This is a genomic window from Limimaricola sp. (assembly GCF_016125575.1).
Lineage (GTDB): Bacteria > Pseudomonadota > Alphaproteobacteria > Rhodobacterales > Rhodobacteraceae > WGLM01.
Genome location: NZ_WGLM01000005.1, coordinates 552,921 through 566,997, shown reverse-complemented (window position 1 = coordinate 566,997; position 14,077 = coordinate 552,921). Strand labels below are relative to the sequence as shown.

Below are 14,077 nucleotides of genomic sequence, written 5' to 3'. Positions count from 1 at the left end.
GTCTCAGGCCTCCTTCATCGTATCGTCGCCTTCGGCCTCTGCCGTGTCGCCAGCCAGCGCCGCCGGGCTGAGCCGCAGGAACAGCGTTGCCACCGCGATGGTCGCGGTAACCCAGTAGGGCGCGGCCAGCACGCCGGCCAAGGCGCAGGCCAGCACGCCGGCGGGCAGTGCCGCGCGCGCGAGGCCGGTCTTGTACTTGTCCCTGACAATCCAGAGGCCTGCAAGGTAGATCGCCAGCGCGCCGTTCGTGACAAGCGCAAGCTCTTCGCCCGTTGCATGAGAATGCCCGGTCAGCCAGTCCAGTTGCGCGGCCGCCGCCGCGCCCACCATCGCGCCGCCGACATAGATAATGGCATGCAGGTAGCCCCAGCGGACGAAGCGCCGGCCGGTGGTGACGGCGCGCATGTGGTCTTCTTCAAGGAAGTAGAGCGCGAACATCGCGAACACGATCACCAGCGTGGCGATACCACCCACGAGGATGCCCGGATCTGTCTGCCCGTCATGCAGCGCGCCGGAATAGAGCGTGGCCGAGAACACGATCTCGCCAAGGATGATGATGTTCAGCAGCCCGTGACGCTCGACCATGTGGTGGCGGTGCATCGGCGGATGGTTGCGCCGCCCGGCCAGCAGGGGCGTGCCCACCTCGATGGCATAGATCGGGAGCGCTGCAACAAAGAACAGGCCCGCCTCATCGGCGTGCCCGCCCAGCAGAAGGTAGTGGGTGACCCAGAGGATCTGCGCCGCCGTCAGGCCGACGATATAGATCGTGGCTGCACGACGATAGGCGGGATTGGCGATGGCCGCGCGCAGCCAAAGCAGCACCAGTGCAATGCGCATCACGACCCAGCCGATGATGCCCAGGCGGGTATCAAGCGTCTCGAAGATATGCGCGGTGCCGCCGGCGAACAGCGCGTAACCGCCGATGATCACGAAGACCAGCAGCCGGTAAAGGCTGTCGTCATTGTCAAAGCTGGTCGAGAACCATGTGAAGTTGGCCCATGACCACCAGACACCGAGGATCACGAAGAGAAAGACGATGAAGCTTTGCGCGGCGTGTCCATCACTGACCGCGTGGTGATAGGCCTGCGTCGCCGCCGCGATGGCGACAACGCAGACCAGATCAAAAAACAGCTCCAGCGAAGTCGCCACGCGGTGCGGCTCGTCAGAGGTGCGGGCGATGAAGTGGCGGATCAGCATGGCGGTCTTTCCCTGTTGCCAGCCCGGCGCGGGGGTGGAGGGGCCGTCAGACCAGCACCGCCCCACCCGCCTCGATTGCGCCATCGGTCGCGGCATCGCCCAACAGCATCTCGTTATGGGGTTTGCCGCTGGGGATCATCGGGAAGCAGTTCTCATGCTTTTCGACAAGGCAGTCGAAGATCACCGGGCCGGGATGCTCGATCATTTCCATGATCGCGTCGTCCAGGTCCTTGGGGTCCTTGCAGATGATGCCCTTGGCGCCAAAGGCCTCGGCCAGCTTGACGAAATCGGGCAACGCCTCGGACCACGACTGGCTGTAGCGTTCGCCATGCAGCAGCTGCTGCCACTGGCGCACCATGCCAAGGCGTTCGTTGTTGAGGATGAACTGCTTGACCGGCAGGCGATACTGCATCGCCGTGCCCATCTCCTGCATGTTCATCAGCCAGCTCGCCTCGCCCGCGACGTTGATCACCAGCGCCTCGGGATGCGCCATCTGCACGCCGATCGACGCCGGAAAGCCATAGCCCATGGTGCCAAGGCCGCCTGACGTCATCCAGCGATTGGGATCCTCGAAGGTCAGGTATTGCGCGGCCCACATCTGGTGCTGACCGACCTCGGTGCAGATGTAGCGGTCACGCCCCTTGGTCAGTTCTTCCAGCCGTTGCAGCGCATATTGCGGCTTGATCGTGGAGGTCGAGTTGCGGAACTTCAGACAGTCGATCGCCTGCCAGTCGTTGATCTGTTTCCACCACTTGGCCACGGCCTCTTTCTCGGTGATGCGGCCACGTGCCTTCCAGACCTTGAGCAGATCCTCCAGCACATGCGCCACGTCGCCGACAATCGGGATATCAACGCGGATCACCTTGTTGATCGAGGAGGGGTCGATATCGATATGCGCCTTGGTCGAGCCGGGGCTGAAGGCATCAAGCCGGCCGGTGACCCTGTCATCGAAGCGGGCGCCGATGTTGATCATCAGGTCGCAGTCGTGCATCGCCATGTTGGCCTCGTAAAGGCCATGCATCCCCAGCATCCCGATCCAGTGCTTGCCCGAGGCAGGGTAGGAGCCCAAGCCCATCAGCGTGCTGGTGATCGGAAAACCGGTTGCATCCACCAGTTCGCGCAACAGCTGGCTTGCCGCGGGGCCCGAGTTGATGACACCGCCGCCGGTGTAGAAGATCGGGCGCTTGGCCTTCTCCATGGCCTTGGCAAGCGCGGTGATCGCGTCGATATCGCCCTTCACCTGCGGGGCATAATAGCTTTTGTGCGTGCGCTTTTCGGAATAGTTCCCCGTGGCGAACTGCACGTCCTTGGGAATGTCGACCAGAACCGGGCCCGGCCGGCCCGAGGTGGCGACGTGAAACGCCTCGTGCAGGGTGCCGGCCAGCGCGTCGGTCTCTTTCACCAGCCAGTTGTGCTTGGTGCAGGGTCGGGTGATGCCGACGGTATCGGCCTCCTGAAAGCCGTCGGTGCCGATCATGAAGGTGGGGACCTGCCCGGTCAGCACGATGATTGGGATCGAATCCATCAACGCATCGGTCAGGCCGGTAACAGCATTGGTGGCACCCGGGCCCGATGTCACCAGCGCAACACCGGGATTGCCGGTCGAGCGGGCATAGCCTTCGGCGGCATGGACGGCGCCTTGTTCATGCCGCACCAGGACATGGTGGATGTCGTTCTGCTGGAAGATCTCGTCATAGATCGGCAGCACCGCGCCGCCCGGATAGCCGAACACCGTGGTCACGCCCTGATCCTTGAGGGCCTGGACCACCATTTTCGCTCCGGTCATCTGGCGTGTCATCGTCTGTTGTCCTTCATCCTGTCAACGTCGCGCATAAAAAAGCCCCCGGTCCGGCGGGGGCGCATGGTCGGCCAGAGCCTGCGGGGGGCTAGCCGGTCATGCGCCAGACCATGAGGCATACGACAATTTTCGACATCGCTTGCGGGCCCTTCCTTGCGCGTGGGCGGACTTATGCATGTGCAGCAGGGGGCGTCAACCGCAAATTCCGGAATAAAGTATCACGAATGGCTGTTCCGCCTTTGCATTTGTTGCGATTGATGGCGGTTCGCGGCAAGAAATCACAAGGTCATACCGCTTTTGTAGGGGTGCGGCCGCACGAAACTAAGTTGCGCGCTTTCGCTGGACAGACAGGGCCCTGTGTGTAGATTGCCTCACATGGACTGGAAACGGGGCCAGAAGTCCCGGCCAGTCAATGATCCAATCTTAGGGAGGAACCTCATGGATCGTCGTTCATTTCTGACCAAGGCCACCGTCGGCGGCGTCGCAGCGGCGGGGGCGTCGGTCCTTGCCGCGCCTGCGATCGCGCAAGCATCGCCGAAGGTGACGTGGCGCCTGACCTCGTCGTTCCCGAAGTCGCTCGACACCATCTACGGCGCGGCCGAGACGATGTCGAAATTCGTGTCCGAAGCGACTGACGGCAACTTCCAGATCCAGGTTTTCGCCGGTGGCGAACTGGTTCCCGGCCTGCAGGCAATGGATGCGGCGGCCGCCGGCACCGTCGAAGCGGCCCACACCGCTACCTACTACTACTGGGGCAAGGACCCGGCCTGGGCCTTCGGCACCGTCGTGCCCTTCGGCCTGAACACCCGCGCGATGAACGGCTGGTACTACTACCGTGGCGGCCGTGACCTGCTCAACAAGTTCTACGGCAGCAACGGCCTCGTCGGCTTCCAGTGCGGCAACACCGGCACCCAGATGGGCGGCTGGTACCGCAAGGAGATCAACACGCTCGACGACATCAAGGGCCTGAAGATGCGCATCGGCGGCTTCGGCGGCAAGGTGCTTGAGGCGCTGGGTGGCGTGCCGACCTCGGTGGCCGGTGGCGACATCTACCCGTCGCTGGAAAAAGGCGCGATCGACGCGGCCGAGTGGGTTGGCCCCTACGACGACGAGAAGCTGGGCTTCTACAAGGTCGCGCCCTACTACTACTATCCCGGCTGGTGGGAAGGGAACGCCGTGCTGACCACGCTGGTCAACAAGGCTGCCTATGAAGCCCTGCCGAAGGCCTACCAGTCGGTGCTGGCCACCGCCAACCAGGCCTCCGACCTTGACATGATGGCGCATTACGATGCCGTGAACCCGCAGGCGCTGAAGCGTCTGGTGGCCAACGGCACCATGCTGCGCGCCTTCAGCCCCGAGATCATGCAGGCCGCCTTCGACGCGTCCCGCCAGATCTACGCCGACATCTCGGCCACCAATGCGACGTTCAAGGAGCTTTGGGAAAGCCAGAAGGTGGCGATGGAGGAAGGCTTCCTCTGGGAGCAGATCGCCGAGTACAACTACGACACCTTCATGATGCGGATGCAGCAGGCCGGCAAGCTCTGAGCAGCCGTCCCGACGCAACCATCAGGCCCCGGCGCATCCCGCGCCGGGGCCTTTTTCATGCCCGCCCGACAGGGTGCGGGACAAGCAAGGGCCGCGTCGGTTTCCCGTCGCGGCCCTTTTTCGTGTCCGGTGGTGACCGTTGCCGGCCGCTCAGTTCCCGAAGCTTGGCGGCGGCAATGCCCCCATGTCCGGCCCGCCTCCGCCCAATGGCGCCAAAGCCGGGATCTCGATCTTGACGTTCGTCAGGTCGACGGGTGGCCCCTTGTAGCGCATCACCATCTGCGGGAAGCCGATCACGATGGCAATCATCACGATCTGGATTACCACGAAGGGCACGGCACCCCAGTAGATCTGGCTGGTCTTGATCCCGTCCATCGTCTGGCCGGTCACCTTGTCGACGTAAGAGCCGCGCGGCGCGACCGAACGCAGGTAGAACAGCGCAAACCCGAAGGGTGGGTGCATGAAGCTGGTCTGCATGTTGACGCCCAAGATCACGCCGAACCAGATCAGGTCGATCCCCAGCTTTTCGGCGGCGGGCGCCAGCAGCGGGATGATGATGAAGGCCAGTTCGAAGAAATCGAGGAAGAAGGCGAGGAAGAAGACGATCAGCGACACCACCAGCAGGAAGCCCAACTGCCCGCCGGGCAGCGAGGTCAGCAGGTGTTCCACCCACAGGTGCCCGTTGACGCCGTAGAAGGTCAGCGAGAACACCCGCGCGCCCAGCAGGATGAACATCACGAAGGCCGAAAGCCGCGTCGTCGAGGCAAGGGCCGAGCGGATCACGTCCAGCGTCAGGCGCCGTTTGAGGGCTGCCAGCGCGATAGCGCCGACCGCGCCCATTGCGCCGCCTTCGGTTGGCGTCGCCACACCGAGAAAGATCGTGCCCAGCACGAGGAAGATCAGCGCCAGCGGCGGGATCAGCACGATGACAACCTGCTGCGCCAGCCGGCTCATCAGGTTGATCTTCAGCCCCTTGTCGATCACGGCAATCAGGTAGGCCGCGATGATGCCGATGGCAGCGCCAAGGACATCGGCATTCGCGCCCTGGGTTGGTTCAAGGTAGTGATACGCGCCATAGCTGACGCCCACACCGATCGCCAGCACGACAACAAGCGACATCACGCCGTGTCCCAGCGTGCGTGCCTCTTTCGGCAAGGCGGGCACCCACTTGGGCTTGAAGATGGTCAGCGAGAAGACATAGCCGAGGTAGATCGCCGTCAGCACCATGCCGGGCACCAGCGCGCCCTTGTACATATCGCCCACCGAGCGGCCCAGCTGGTCGGCAAGGATGATCAGCACGAGGCTGGGCGGAATGATCTGCGCCAGCGTGCCGGATGCTGCGATCACGCCCGAGGCGACGCGCCTGTCATAGCCATAGCGCAGCATGATCGGCAGCGAGATCAGCCCCATCGCGATGACGCTGGCCGCGACAACGCCGGTAGTGGCCGCCAGCAGCGCGCCGACGATGATCACCGCATAGGCAAGCCCGCCGCGCACCGGGCCGAAAAGCTGGCCGATGGTGTCGAGGAGGTCCTCGGCCATGCCGGATCGTTCCAGCACGATGCCCATGAAGGTAAAGAATGGAATGGCCAGCAATGTCTCGTTCGACATCACGCCGTAGAATCGCTCCGGCAAGGCGTAAAGCAATGGCCAGCTAAGGTTGATCGACCCGCCCGACAGCGGCGCCAGTTCCACGCCGACAAAGAAGAACAACAGGCCGTTGGCGGCCAGAGAAAAGGCGACCGGGTAGCCAATGATCAGGAAGAAGACCAGGCTGATGAACATGATCGGCGCCATGTTCTGCGCGATGAGTTCCATCATTTCGGCGCATCCTCGAGATAGGCAGCCCCTTCCATCTCGGCGGCGTCATGGGACGACACGAAGGGCGTGGGGTCTTCGATGATCCCGCGCATGACGGCGATCTTCTTGATGATTTCGGAAATGCCCTGAATCGTCAGCAACAGGAAACCGAGCAGCAGCATCAGCTTGGACGGCCAGATGATCAGCCCGCCTGCGTTGGTCGACATCTCGCCCGACGAGAAGGACAGCCAGACCCAGGGAACGAAGTAGAAATCCATCAGCACAAGGATCGGCATCAGGAAGAAGATGTGGCCCAGCAGGTCGATCCAGTGCTGCACCCGCCGGCCCAGCGCGCCGTAAAGGATGTCGATCCGGATGTGTTCGTTCTGCTTGAGCGTATAGGCCGAGGCCAGCAGGAAGGCCGCGCCGTAGAGATACCACTGCAGTTCCAGCCAGGAATTGGACGACATGTTCATCGTCTTGCGGATCACGGCGTTCACCGCGCTGACGACGATCGCCAGCAGGATCAACCAGCCCACGGCCTTGCCGACCATTTCGTTGAGCCGGTCAATCGCCCGGCTCAATGACAAAAGACCATTCATCGGTCCCTGCTCCCCCCTGCCAAAGTTGACCCCGGCGGTATCCTCCGCGCCGGGGCCTTTGCGCGCAAAGCTATGTCCCAGTGCGCCGGTTGCGTCAACCGCCGCCCGACGCGCTGCCGGTTCCGCCATCAGGCAGGCGGATGCGGGCCACCTGTTCAGCGATCGGATCGACCGAGAGGGGGTGTGTCGCGGAATGGTAGGACGCGGTATCGCCGATCGGCGCCCAGCGCCCGCGGTGATACACCTCGACACCCGCGAACTTGGACTTGTAGTCCATCTTCTGGCTGCCCGGCACCCAGTAGCCGAGGTAGACGTAGGGCAGCTCCAACTCGCGCGCGATCGCGATATGGTCAAGGATGATATAGGTCCCCAGCGAGGCCCTCTCGAGGTCGGGATCGAAGAAGGAATAGACCATGCTGAGCCCGTCATCGAGGATGTCGGTCAGGCAGACGGCGTAAAGCCCACGCTCGGCACCGCGATCGGCGCGCGGATCGGAGTATTCGATCAGCCGGGTCCGTACCGGCGTTTCCTCGACCATGGCGGCGAATTCGAACAGGTCCATGTCGGCCATGCCACCGCTGGCGTGGCGGCTGTCGAGGTAGCCGCGGAACAGCCGGTATTGCTCTTCGGTGGCCCAAGGCGAGGTTGCGCGCCGGTCCAGCCAAGCATTGCGCTTCATCACGCGGGCCTGGCTGCGGCTGGGGGCGAAACGGTTCACGTCGATGCGTGCCGAAAGGCAGGCCGAACATTCCGCGCAGGCCGGCCGGTAGAGCACGTTTTGCGACCGACGAAAGCCTTGTTTAGAGAGCGTGTCGTTCAGCCGGTCGGCATCGTCGCCTTGCAGCGCAGTAAACAGCTTCCTCTCCATCCGCCCGTCAAGATAGGGGCATGGTTGCGGAGCCGTCACGTAGAACTGCGGCGCGATGGGAACCGAATGACGCATGGAACTCCGGTGGGCCTGTTGGCGCGCAAGCTATCAAGCCTTGGCCCGCGCGCCAAGCCCCGCGTTGCCAGAGACTTAGAGCATCCGGCGCATTGCCACGGTCCCCAGGGCCATGTCGCTCAGACCCTGACCGTAGCGGGTCGTCATCATCAATCCGGCAGAGACGAGTTGCAGCGGAAAGATCGCGAAGGAAAGCGAATAGCCCAGCGTGTGCAGGAAGGCCGTGCGTGGGGTCAGCTGACCGCCATCGCCCTCACGCAGCGCGATGCCGGTAAGAACCATGCCCGGCGTGGCCGAAAAGGCCGCAAGCGTGGTCCACCGCATGAAGAAACCGGCCACCATCAGCAGCAACGGGAAATAGAAGATGCCGGTAAAGAAGGTGAACGGCAGCAGAAGCGCGGCGAAAATGCCGCTCAGCGTGATGTCGGCGAGCCAAGCCAGCGCGCGGCGTTGCGGGACACCGGCATAGAATTCGGGTCGGCGTGCCGGGTCCGGCAGGGGGGTAAGGGTGGCAAAGGCGGTAGCGCGCATCGTGGGGCCTCTTCGCAGGCTTCGGAAAATCAAGTGTCAAAGATGGGCGCGCGGCCCCGCCCGAAAAAGGGGGGCCGCGGCCATGGGCCGGATCAACCGGCCGTGGGGCCTTCTGGGCGCGGCGAGGAGTCGCCGCCCGATTGCGGGCCAGCTTGCGGGCCAGATTGTGGGCCGGACTGGTCGGAGCCGCTCTCGCGGGCCTTGCTGGCGCGGTCATCCATGAACTGGTCGAACTCGGCCTTGTCCTTGGCCTCGCGCAGCCGTTCGAGGAAGGCCTCGAAGCTTTGCTGCTCTTCTTCCAGTTTGCGCAGCGTTTCTTCGCGGTAAGCGTCGAAGGCGCGGTTGCCGGAGGATTGGCGTGACATCGGGCCGCGATAGCTGCGGCCATAGCCGCCGTGATGGTGGGCGCGCCGATGGGCGCAAGACGAATTGAACATGCGTTTGCTCCAGATCATGTAGGCCAGCAGCGCAAGGCCCACGGGCCAGAAGAAGATGAATCCCAGCACCATTGCCGCGATCCAGGCGCCCTTGCCGCGCGCGTCGAGCCAGTCTTCGGCACGTCCGGCCCAGCCTGGGCCGCCGGCGCCGATCGGTCCGCCGCGGGAAGGGGGGTGAAGTGTTGTGTCGGACATCGGTCTCTCCTGATCTCCCAAAGTGATGTGAATGCTTTTCACATTGCCTAGATCGGAACGGCGGCCGCCGGGTTCAAGAGGTGATGTTACGGTTTTTTACATTTTCACTGAAACGGGCCGGAGGCGGCCCTGATACGGGGCAGGGGGGCGCTGCCCCCCTCGGCCTGCGGCCTTCACCCCCCGGGATATTTGCAAGGCAAAGGCGGGCGCGACGTCAGGCGGTAAAGGCGGCACGGGTGGCGCCAGTGATGCGTTGCAGATCGGCCGGCGCGATGGGGAAGATGTGGCGCGGTGTCCCCGCGGCGGCCCAAATCTCGGCAAAGTCGAACAGACGAGGGTCAAGAAAGCTGGGAAGCGGGGTCAGGTGCCCGACGGGCGAGACGCCGCCGATGGCGAATCCTGTCTGCGCCCGCACCATGTCGGCATCGGCGCGGCCCAGCGCCTCTCCGGCAAGCGCGGAGGCACGTGCGGGGTCTACCCGGTTGCCGCCCGCGGTCAGAAACAGCACAAGGCGGCCGGTTTCCTGCCCGGCGAAGATGATCGACTTGGTGATCTGGTCCAGCGCGCAGCCCGCCGCAGCTGCTGCCTGCTCGGCCGTGCGGGTATCGGCCGCCATCTCCAGCGGGCGAACGGCAAGCCCTGCGGCAGCGAGGGCGGCGGTGACGCGGGCGAGGCTCTTGCTCATGGGACGGCTCCGGGGCTGATGTGGCGGCGAGACTGCCCCGAAAGCGGGGCGATTGACCAGCCCCCGGGGCATCGCCAGAGTGACGGGCATGAGCCTTGCCGCGCGTCTGACCCGCCATCCCGATCCCCATGACCCCGACCGCGGCGCGGCGGCCTGGGCCGCCCTCGCCGGTGCCGATGCGGCGTTGCGACCGCTGATCGAAGGTGCCGCGGGCTGCAGCCCTTACCTTGCCGGACTGATCGCGCGTGAGGGAACGTGGCTTGTGCCGGCCATGGCCGATCCAGAGGCGGCGCTGGACGCCGCGATCGCTGACATCGTCGCGGCCGAGGGCGATGTCGGGCCGGTTCTGCGACAGGCCAAACGCCGGGTAGCGTTGTTGGCCGCGCTCGCCGATCTGGGCGGTGTCTGGGCATTGGAGGCAGTCACTAGTGCGCTGACGCGACTGGCCGACGCGGCTGTCGGCGCCGGCCTGCGGAGTCTCTATGCCGCCGAGGCCATGCGCGGGCGCCTTCCGGGGATGGACCCGGATGACCCAACGACAGGCGGCATCGCAGTGCTGGCGATGGGCAAGATGGGCGCGTTCGAGCTGAACTATTCCTCTGACATCGACCTGATCCTGCTTTGCGACGAGAGCCGTGTGCCGCGCGACGATTTCGCCGAGGTGCGCGCGGGTTTCGTCCGCGTCGTGCGGCGGCTGGCGGCGCTCTTGTCCGACCAGACCGCCGACGGCTACGTCTTTCGTACCGATCTGCGGTTGCGCCCCGACCCCGCCGTGACCCCGGTCATTGTGGCGATGGAGGCGGCCGAGCGCTATTACGAAAGCGTCGGCCGGACGTGGGAGCGTGCCGCCTACATCAAGGCGCGGCCCTGTGCCGGTGACACGGAGGCGGGCGCCCGTTTTCTTGACACGCTGCGGCCCTTCGTCTGGCGCCGGCACCTGGATTTCGCGGCGATACAGGACGCGCATGACATCCGGTTGAAGATCCGCGACGCCAAGGGGCTGCATGGCCTGTCGCTGCCGGGACACGACATCAAGCTGGGCTATGGCGGTATTCGCGAGATCGAGTTTTTCACCCAGACCCGCCAGTTGATCGCGGGGGGGCGCGACCCGGCCTTGCGGGTGCGCGGAACGGTCGAGGGGCTGGCACGTCTGGCCGCGGCCGGCTGGGTGCCGCCCGCGGATGCCGAGGCGCTTAGCGGGCATTACCGCTTTCACCGGGAGGTCGAACATCGGCTGCAGATGATCGCGGACGCGCAAACACAAAGCCTTCCCACCACGGCGGAAGGGTTCGACCGGCTGGCCGCCTTCATGGGGCGGAGCGCGGATGGATTGCGGGCCGAGTTGCTGGAGCGCATGGAGGCGGTCCACGCATTGACAGAGGGCTTTTTTGCACCCGGTCCTGCCCGGGCAGCACCTCCGGATGATTTCGGCGCCGAGATCACCGCCCGCTGGCGGCGCTACCCGGCGTTGCGGTCGGCCCGCGCGGTCGAGATCTTCAAACGACTGCGCCCCGAAATCATGGCGCGGCTGCGCGAAGCGGCCCGGCCCGAAGAAGCCCTGCGCCAGTTTGATGGCTTCCTTGCCGGGCTGCCTGCCGGTGTCCAGCTATTCTCGCTTTTCGAGGCCAACCCGGCGCTGACCCGTCTGGTCGTCGACATCTGCGCGACAGCACCCGCGCTGGCGCAGTACCTGTCGCGCAACGCTGGCGTTTTTGACGCGGTCATCGGCGGCGATTTCTTTGCGCCTTGGCCCGAGCCTGAGACCCTGCTGGCCGGTTTGCAGGCGGGGCTGGACGAGGCCGCGCCAGACTACGAAGCGCAGCTGAACGCGGCGCGGGTCTGGCTGAAGGAATGGCATTTCCGGGTGGGGGTCCATCACCTGCGCGGGCTGATCGACGCAGCGACCGCGGGAGCGCAATATGCCGCGCTTGCCGACACCGTGCTTGCAGGCCTCTGGGGCGTGGTGGGCGCCGAGTTTGCGCGCAAGTACGGGGCCCCGCCGGGGCGGGGAGCGGCGCTTGTGGCGATGGGCTCGCTCGGGGCGGCGCGGCTGACGGCCGCCTCGGACCTTGACCTGATCCTGATCTATGATGCGGACGGGGTCGAAGGGTCCGACGGGCCGCGCCCGCTGCAGACGCGGCCCTATTACGCGCGTCTGACGCAGGCGCTGGTGACCGCACTGACGGCGCCGATGTCCGAGGGTCGGCTTTACGAAGTGGACATGCGGCTGCGACCCTCGGGAAAGCAGGGGCCGGTGGCGACCTCGCTGCAATCGTTTCGCGACTATCAGCGCAACGAGGCATGGACGTGGGAGCATCTGGCACTTTCGCGCGCCCGGCCCGTCGCGGGGGCGGAAAGCCTAATGTCCGAGATCGAGGCGTTTCGCTGCAAGATTCTGGCCGAAAAGGCACAGGGCGCAGGTGTGCTGACAGACGTGGCAGAGATGCGCGCGCGACTGGCGGAGGCTCGGCCCGGCGGCGCGTGGGACATCAAGGACGGCCCCGGACGGCTGATGGATGTCGACCTGCTGGCGCAGACGGCGGCGCTGCGCGCAGGCAGCCCGGCGCGCGACAGTGCGAGCCAGATCGCTGCGGGTGTCGCTACAGGGTGGCTGAGTGACGCGGATGCAGCGGCGCTGAACGCCGCGATCGGGCTTTTCTGGCCGCTGCAGGCGGCGGTGCGGTTGCTGACCGGCGGGGCGCTTGATCCGGACGATCTGGGCGAGGGCGGGCGACACCTGGTTCTGCGCGAAACGGGCCAGCCCGACCTCGCTGCGTTGGAACGGGAAATGGCGGCGGTGGCGGCACGGGCGGCGGCGGTGATCGACGCAGCCCTGAAGCGGGAGTGAGGATATGACGAAAGATGAACTGGACCCGCGCGACCTGATCCGCGAGGCCTATGCGATCGAGGGGATCGGGGCCCCGGAGTGCCGGTCGATCTTTCTGGACTGGGCGTTGGGTGTGCCGGAGGGGCAAGACCCGCGCGCCCTCGTCCGGCGGCTGCTGGAACGGCATGGGGGAGAGGCGGCGACCCATCCGATGACCAAAGTGTTGCAGGCGGCACTGGAAGACGCCGAACCGGTGGGGCGCCGTGGCGGGAGGGCGGGCCGCCTGCGCGGCTAAGACCGTGGCAGAAGTGCGGCCTGCGCCTCGTTGGGCCCCAACGGCTCCCTTAGGCAAGGGTGGCCCCGCGCTGCGGGCTGGTTAACCCGCCGCGGCGGCCTCAAGGGCCGCGATGTCGAGCTTGATCATGCCCATCATGGCCTGCATCACGCGGCCGGAGTTATCTGACTTGAGCAAACGCGGCAGGGCCCGCGGAATGATTTGCCAGCTGAGGCCGAAGCGGTCGGTCAACCAGCCGCAACGGCTTTCGCTGCCGCCGCCGTCCAGCAGCGCCGACCAAAGCCGGTCGACCTCGTCCTGGGTATCGACATGGACCGTGATCGAGGCGGCCGGCGAAAGCTTGTAATGCGGGCCGCCGTTCATCGCCTGATAATGCTGGCCCATCAGCGTGAATGAAACGCTGAAGGCGGGTGCGTCGGCCTTGCCGCCCTGACGAAAGATCGCGGTGATCTCGGCGTCGGGAAAGAGGCTGCAGTAAAGCTTTGCCGCCGCCTCCGCGTTGCTTTCGTACCAAAGGCAGGTCGCGACGGACGGGGCTGTCATGATCGGCGTTCCTTGTTGGGCCGTTTCGGGCCGGTCATTTGCGCAGCGCTGCGGCCTCGGCGGCCAGACGGGTAATGCCGGCCCAGTCTGCGGCCTTGACCATCGCGGCAGGCGCGACCCAGCTGCCACCAACGCAAAGCGTATTGGGCAGTGCAAGATAGGCCGGTGCATTGGCCAGTGTCACGCCGCCCGTCGGGCAGAACTTGATCTGGGGCAGGGGCGAGGCAAAGGATTTCAGCGCCGGCGCACCCCCGTTCGATTCGGCGGGAAAGAACTTCTGCACCGAATACCCGCGTTCCAGCAGCGCCATCGCCTCGGATGGTGTCGCGGCACCGGCCAGAAGTGGCAGGTCGTTGGCCTCGCAGGCCTCCATCAGCAGTTTCGTCGCTCCGGGCGAAACGCCAAAAGTAGCGCCTGCCTTCTTGGCGGCCTCCACGTCGCGCGGGGTGAGCAAGGTGCCCGCGCCCACCACGCCGCCCTCGACCTCGGCCATCGCGGCAATGGCTTCGAGCGCGGCCGGCGTGCGCAGTGTCACTTCCAGCGCGGGCAGGCCGCCCGCGACGAGGGCACGCGCCAGATCGCCCGCGCTGTTGGCATCCTCGACGACAAGCACCGGGATCACCGGTGCCAGTGCGCAAACCTTGGCAGCAAGTTGGGAGGCATGTTCGGGGGTCATCGT

Annotated in this window: 13 protein-coding genes; 3 read left to right on the top strand and 10 right to left on the bottom strand. The window is 65.4% G+C overall.

What is annotated here, in order from left to right:
- Positions 1-3 precede the first annotated feature (3 nt).
- Positions 4-1,197 carry a low temperature requirement protein A gene (locus GC146_RS14225; RefSeq protein ID WP_291840000.1) on the bottom strand — a complete coding sequence of 398 codons (1,194 nt, stop codon included), beginning with the start codon at positions 1,195-1,197 and terminating at the stop codon, positions 4-6.
- 46 nt (positions 1,198-1,243) lie between these two features.
- The gene (locus GC146_RS14220) at positions 1,244-2,995 is read right to left on the bottom strand and encodes an acetolactate synthase 3 large subunit (protein WP_291839998.1); all 1,752 of its coding nucleotides are present in this window, start codon (positions 2,993-2,995) and stop codon (positions 1,244-1,246) included.
- Between the two features lie 438 nt (positions 2,996-3,433).
- Between GC146_RS14220 and GC146_RS14215 the strand changes: the two genes are divergently transcribed.
- Positions 3,434-4,540 (top strand): TRAP transporter substrate-binding protein, encoded by a 1,107-nt coding sequence (locus GC146_RS14215; RefSeq protein WP_291839995.1) that lies wholly within the window; start codon positions 3,434-3,436, stop codon positions 4,538-4,540.
- A gap of 150 nt (positions 4,541-4,690) precedes the next feature.
- Here the strand turns inward: GC146_RS14215 and GC146_RS14210 are convergent, their stop codons facing one another.
- The 6 genes from GC146_RS14210 to GC146_RS14185 form a co-directional block, all read right to left on the bottom strand.
- On the bottom strand, positions 4,691-6,361 hold the full coding sequence (locus GC146_RS14210) for a TRAP transporter large permease subunit (RefSeq protein WP_291839993.1): 1,671 nt from the start codon (positions 6,359-6,361) through the stop codon (positions 4,691-4,693).
- Positions 6,358-6,942, bottom strand: coding sequence for a TRAP transporter small permease subunit (locus tag GC146_RS14205; protein WP_291839990.1), 585 nt, complete (start codon positions 6,940-6,942; stop codon positions 6,358-6,360). Before GC146_RS14205 ends, GC146_RS14210 begins: the two co-directional genes overlap by 4 nt.
- A gap of 94 nt (positions 6,943-7,036) precedes the next feature.
- Positions 7,037-7,885, bottom strand: coding sequence for an arginyltransferase (locus GC146_RS14200; RefSeq protein WP_291839989.1), 849 nt, complete (start codon positions 7,883-7,885; stop codon positions 7,037-7,039).
- Between the two features lie 75 nt (positions 7,886-7,960).
- Positions 7,961-8,416, bottom strand: a complete 456-nt coding sequence (locus GC146_RS14195; RefSeq protein WP_291839986.1) for an RDD family protein — start codon at positions 8,414-8,416, stop codon at positions 7,961-7,963.
- Positions 8,417-8,508: 92 nt separating this feature from the next.
- Complete coding sequence (locus tag GC146_RS14190; RefSeq protein ID WP_291839983.1) at positions 8,509-9,048, bottom strand: DUF2852 domain-containing protein; 540 nt, start codon at positions 9,046-9,048, stop codon at positions 8,509-8,511.
- Positions 9,049-9,262: 214 nt separating this feature from the next.
- On the bottom strand, positions 9,263-9,733 hold the full coding sequence (locus tag GC146_RS14185) for a YbaK/EbsC family protein (RefSeq protein ID WP_291839980.1): 471 nt from the start codon (positions 9,731-9,733) through the stop codon (positions 9,263-9,265).
- A gap of 88 nt (positions 9,734-9,821) precedes the next feature.
- Between GC146_RS14185 and GC146_RS14180 the strand changes: the two genes are divergently transcribed.
- Complete coding sequence (locus tag GC146_RS14180; protein WP_291839977.1) at positions 9,822-12,581, top strand: glutamine-synthetase adenylyltransferase; 2,760 nt, start codon at positions 9,822-9,824, stop codon at positions 12,579-12,581.
- Positions 12,582-12,585: 4 nt separating this feature from the next.
- A complete protein-coding gene (locus GC146_RS14175; RefSeq protein WP_291839974.1) occupies positions 12,586-12,855 on the top strand; it encodes a hypothetical protein in 270 nt (89 codons plus the stop codon).
- A gap of 81 nt (positions 12,856-12,936) precedes the next feature.
- On the opposite strand, the gene GC146_RS14170 is transcribed toward GC146_RS14175, so the two are convergent.
- On the bottom strand, positions 12,937-13,398 hold the full coding sequence (locus GC146_RS14170; RefSeq protein ID WP_291839971.1) for a VOC family protein: 462 nt from the start codon (positions 13,396-13,398) through the stop codon (positions 12,937-12,939).
- A 34-nt stretch (positions 13,399-13,432) separates the two neighbouring features.
- Entirely contained in the window at positions 13,433-14,074 is a 642-nt protein-coding gene (gene eda / locus GC146_RS14165; RefSeq protein WP_291839968.1) for a bifunctional 4-hydroxy-2-oxoglutarate aldolase/2-dehydro-3-deoxy-phosphogluconate aldolase, read from the bottom strand.
- Positions 14,075-14,077 lie beyond the last annotated feature (3 nt).

Excerpts from the sequence above, each read along its gene's own strand:
- GC146_RS14220 (WP_291839998.1), bottom strand. The coding sequence starts at position 2,995 with ATGACACGCCAGATGACCGGAGCGAAAATGGTGGTCCAGGCCCTCAAG.
- GC146_RS14210 (WP_291839993.1), bottom strand. The coding sequence starts at position 6,361 with ATGATGGAACTCATCGCGCAGAACATGGCGCCGATCATGTTCATCAGC.
- GC146_RS14180 (WP_291839977.1), top strand. The coding sequence starts at position 9,822 with ATGAGCCTTGCCGCGCGTCTGACCCGCCATCCCGATCCCCATGACCCC.
- GC146_RS14170 (WP_291839971.1), bottom strand. The coding sequence starts at position 13,398 with ATGACAGCCCCGTCCGTCGCGACCTGCCTTTGGTACGAAAGCAACGCG.
- GC146_RS14215 (WP_291839995.1), top strand. The coding sequence starts at position 3,434 with ATGGATCGTCGTTCATTTCTGACCAAGGCCACCGTCGGCGGCGTCGCA.
- GC146_RS14205 (WP_291839990.1), bottom strand. The coding sequence starts at position 6,942 with ATGAATGGTCTTTTGTCATTGAGCCGGGCGATTGACCGGCTCAACGAA.
- GC146_RS14185 (WP_291839980.1), bottom strand. The coding sequence starts at position 9,733 with ATGAGCAAGAGCCTCGCCCGCGTCACCGCCGCCCTCGCTGCCGCAGGG.
- GC146_RS14175 (WP_291839974.1), top strand. The coding sequence starts at position 12,586 with ATGACGAAAGATGAACTGGACCCGCGCGACCTGATCCGCGAGGCCTAT.
- eda (WP_291839968.1), bottom strand. The coding sequence starts at position 14,074 with ATGACCCCCGAACATGCCTCCCAACTTGCTGCCAAGGTTTGCGCACTG.
- GC146_RS14225 (WP_291840000.1), bottom strand. The coding sequence starts at position 1,197 with ATGCTGATCCGCCACTTCATCGCCCGCACCTCTGACGAGCCGCACCGC.
- GC146_RS14190 (WP_291839983.1), bottom strand. The coding sequence starts at position 9,048 with ATGTCCGACACAACACTTCACCCCCCTTCCCGCGGCGGACCGATCGGC.
- GC146_RS14200 (WP_291839989.1), bottom strand. The coding sequence starts at position 7,885 with ATGCGTCATTCGGTTCCCATCGCGCCGCAGTTCTACGTGACGGCTCCG.
- GC146_RS14195 (WP_291839986.1), bottom strand. The coding sequence starts at position 8,416 with ATGCGCGCTACCGCCTTTGCCACCCTTACCCCCCTGCCGGACCCGGCA.